The 3,745-nt window shown below is 47.4% G+C and carries 3 protein-coding genes; all 3 read left to right on the forward strand.

All coding sequences use genetic code 11. The annotated features are described in order from the left end of the window. The coding region (locus tag PX481_RS09960; protein WP_288094515.1) for a rod shape-determining protein MreC at positions 1-324 on the forward strand (324 nt) is incomplete at its 5' end. After that, on the forward strand, positions 291-872 hold the full coding sequence (gene mreD / locus PX481_RS09965; RefSeq protein WP_288094516.1) for a rod shape-determining protein MreD: 582 nt from the start codon (positions 291-293) through the stop codon (positions 870-872). The genes PX481_RS09960 and mreD, both read left to right, overlap by 34 nt. A 301-nt stretch (positions 873-1,173) precedes the next feature. After that, the gene (locus tag PX481_RS09970; protein ID WP_288094517.1) at positions 1,174-3,624 is read left to right on the forward strand and encodes a transglycosylase domain-containing protein; all 2,451 of its coding nucleotides are present in this window, start codon (positions 1,174-1,176) and stop codon (positions 3,622-3,624) included. Positions 3,625-3,745 lie beyond the last annotated feature (121 nt).

The following is a 3,745-nucleotide window of genomic DNA, read 5'->3' on the forward strand; positions in this document are numbered from 1 at the left end:
CCCCACACCAGCAAAGTTTTATTGGTCAGTAATTCCCAAAGTCGCATCGGAGCAACGGTGAATCGTAGTCGGGCCATGGGTTTGATTCAAGGTCAGGATTCCCAAGTCGCCACCCTGCGCTTTTTTGAAAAAGCTCCCGATGTGAAACCGGGAGATGTGGTGACGACTTCGGCTTTTAGTAGTCTTTTTTCGCCGGGGTTGCCCATCGGTCGCATAATTTCCCTTAATTTACAGGAAAATCCCGCCCCCACCGCCAAAATTGAATTTACCGCCACCGTGGACAATCTCGAATGGGTGTTCGTTCACCCGCAACCCCAGCAGTGAGAGGGGGAATTATGCTGAAATTAAGCCGTTTATCAGCCCGTTATCGTTTTATCCTGAATATTTTAGTCACTATCGCTTCGATGCTTCTCTGTACCTTTCTTTCCTTAATGCGGCTGCCCGGTATGGAGATTTTAGGCATCGCTCCCAATTGGTTACTGATTTGGTTGGTTAGTTGGAGTCTCAATCGCTCTTGTCTCGATAGTGTGGTGGCCGGATTAGCGCTCGGTGCTATTCAAGATAGTCTTACCTCTAATTATCCTTCCCATATCATGGTTTTTGGTCTGATCGGCTTCCTCACTTCCTGTTTACACCGACAACGTTATGTTAAAGAAGAATTGATCGCCGTGGTCTTAATTGTCTTTGTTATGACTTTAATCGCCGATGGTGCGATCGCTTTTCAATACTATCTACAAGGAGGCAAAAATCTCGCTGATCTTTGGATGGATTATCAACGCATTGGCCTCACTTCTGCTCTGCTTAGTAGTCTCTGGACTCCCCTCGTCTATTATCCTCTCCAGCAATGGTGGCGACAATTTAGCGATCTTTAAAGAGTCAGCTTTTCAGTTATCAGTTATCAGTTATCAGTTATCAGTGATCAGATTTGAGTTTTCAGTTCACTGTGTGGAAACGAGGTCTATACTGATAGTTTCTTCCGCCGCTCGACTGAGCATCGCCGAACGTCAAAATAGCACTAAAAGTCTTGCCCGATAAGCATTTCACGATTCCATAAGCAAAAATTATCACACAAAGTCGAGAAGAGTCCAGATTTGAGTTTTCAGTTCACTGATTACTGATTACTGATTACTGATTACTGTTCACTGATTACTCACCCTCACCCGCTCAATTAACATGAAATACAAACAAAAACTTAGTCAATTTTTTCATAATCTTGCTAATAAATTAGAAAATTCCGAGCAACCCCCTAAAGTCGATCCTATCGAATCCAAATCTGCGCCAGTTGCCCCAGAAAAGCCCGTAGAAGCCGCTTCCGAAGAAAAAAAGGTTAATTTGGTCTCCCGAACCAGTAGCAAGGCTCTAGAGACATTAAAACCCTTAAAGAACAAATTTACTACCCTGATTGGCAATTCCCCCTTACCGCAATGGCGACAACATCCCCGCTTTGGCTTGTACTTGGGATTGGGATTAGGCGTAACTGGGGGCCTTTTGGGGGTAGGTTGGGGCATTTATCGCCTTGAAACCTCTCTACCGCAAAATATCGCCGATATACAAACATATACTCGTCCCGGCACCCTAACCATTCAAGCCGCTAATGGGGAAATCCTCAAACAAAATGGCCCTAGTACCTACGAAACCGTAAAGATTGCTCAAGTTCCCCAACTGGTACAGGAGGCCTTTATCGCTAGTGAAGACCGCCGTTTTCGTGAACACGGGGGAGTGGATGGCCAGGGTATTGCTCGCGCTCTCTTTTCTAACCTGAGAGCCGGGGGAGTGGTGGAAGGAGGCAGCACCATCACCCAACAATTGGCCCGGATTGTCTTTTTATCCCAAGAAAGGAGTTTTGATCGCAAATTACGGGAAATGCGTATCGCTCAGAAAATAGAAGATAAATATACAAAAGACCAGATTTTAGAGCGTTATTTCCACCTAGTTTATCTCGGTTCCGGGGCCTACGGTCTTGCCGATGCCGCTTGGTTATATTTCAGTAAACCCGTCGATAAATTAACTCTAGCCGAAGCTGCCACCCTTGCAGGCATTGTTCCCGCTCCTAGTCTCTATTCTCCCCTCGAAAACCCTAAATCTGCCCTAGAACGGCGTAATATCGTCCTCAAAACTATGGCCGAGGTGGGATTTATTACTAACGCTCAAGCAGAACTGGCGATCGCATCTCCCCTAGGTCTGAAAACCAGTCCCCTAAAACGTCTGCAACGGCAAGCGGCCTATTTTACCGATTATGTGGAAAAAGAACTGCCGCAACTGGTTCCCGCTAAAACCCTAGAAGCGGGGGGATTGGTGGTAAAAACTACCCTTAATCCTCGTTGGCAAAGGGAAGGGGAGGAAGTGGTAGAAAGAGCGGTTTCTCGTTATGGCAGGTGGCAGAACTTCCAACAGGCAGCTTTAGTGGCAATTGACCCCAAAAATGGGCAAATTAAGGCCATGGTCGGGGGAATTGACCACGATAAGAATCAATTCAATCGGGTGACACAGGCAAAACGTCAGCCAGGATCTACTTTTAAACCTTTTGTCTATGCGGCGGCGATTGCGGCGGGGAAATCCCCCTATTCTAGTTATAAAGATGCTCAGTATGTAGTGGATGGTTATAAACCGGAAAACTACGGCGATAAGTATAGCGGCCGCCAGGTGTCCATGCGCGATGCTTTGACTTCTTCCCTGAATGTGGTGGCAGTTCAGGTGTTAGTGGCTGTGGGTTGGAATCCGGTGATTAAATTAGCTCAAGATATGGGTATCCAGTCGAAACTTTTACCCACTTATTCTTTGGCTTTGGGTGCTTCGGAAGTCAATCTTTTAGAATTGACCAGCGCCTACGGGACTTTTGCTAATAATGGTGTGCATCAACCAGTTTACGGTATTAATCAGGTACTCGATCGCAATGGTAAAGTAATTTATCAAGCCAATTTTAAACCGAAAACTGCTCTCAATCAAAACACGGCAGCGACGATGACTTGGATGCTGCAGGATGTGGTTAATTCGGGAACGGGAACCCCCGCACAAATTGGTCGTCCGGTGGCAGGAAAAACCGGCACTTCTGACAAGGCTCGCGACCTTTGGTTCGTCGGTTATATTCCCCAATTAGTCACGGGAATTTGGCTCGGTAATGACAATAATAAACCCACCAATGGAGCCAGTACCATGTCCGCTTGGATGTGGCGACAATTTATGTTAGGAGCAATTAAGGATATTCCCTATCAAGGTTTCCCAGAACCGAATTTAGGCAAACGTCCAGTGACATTAAAAGCGGAACCAATTAAACCCCGACGTACCTACTTTACCCAAACTACTAACAATCGTTTAGCCAGCAGCGATGAGGGTTCCCCCAGCGAAGGACCTATCCGCAGACGGCGACGGGTTCGGGTAAGTCGTGAGCAAACTATCGTCCGTTCTAATACTAGCGAACCCAGCCAACGCCGTTCTAGTCGTCGGCGTACTAGCACTGCTCCTACCAGTGCCGCTGCTCCTCGTCCTGAAAATACGGCCCCCCCAGCAGCCGAACCGATTACCGTTCCCGTCACTGTGGCAGCTCCCGACACTCGTTCGGTTCCCCTACAGGTAACTCCTCCCCCCGATGTGGCTCCTCCTGCACCCCCGGCAGAGAGACGCTGAATCGGCGAAAAACCCCCGCAAATCCTGCGAGGGTTTTCTTTCCCAAACTGCTCGGCCAAATCTTGGAAAACCATCGGATTTCTCGCACCGCTATAATACTAAATCCGTTGAGTATAGGCTA

Source organism: Microcystis sp. M53603_WE2 (genome assembly GCF_030065435.1).

Bases quoted from the DNA above. Each gene is read 5' to 3' on its own strand.
- mreD (WP_288094516.1), top strand. From the start codon at position 291: ATGGGTGTTCGTTCACCCGCAACCCCAGCAGTGAGAGGGGGAATTATG.
- PX481_RS09970 (WP_288094517.1), top strand. From the start codon at position 1,174: ATGAAATACAAACAAAAACTTAGTCAATTTTTTCATAATCTTGCTAAT.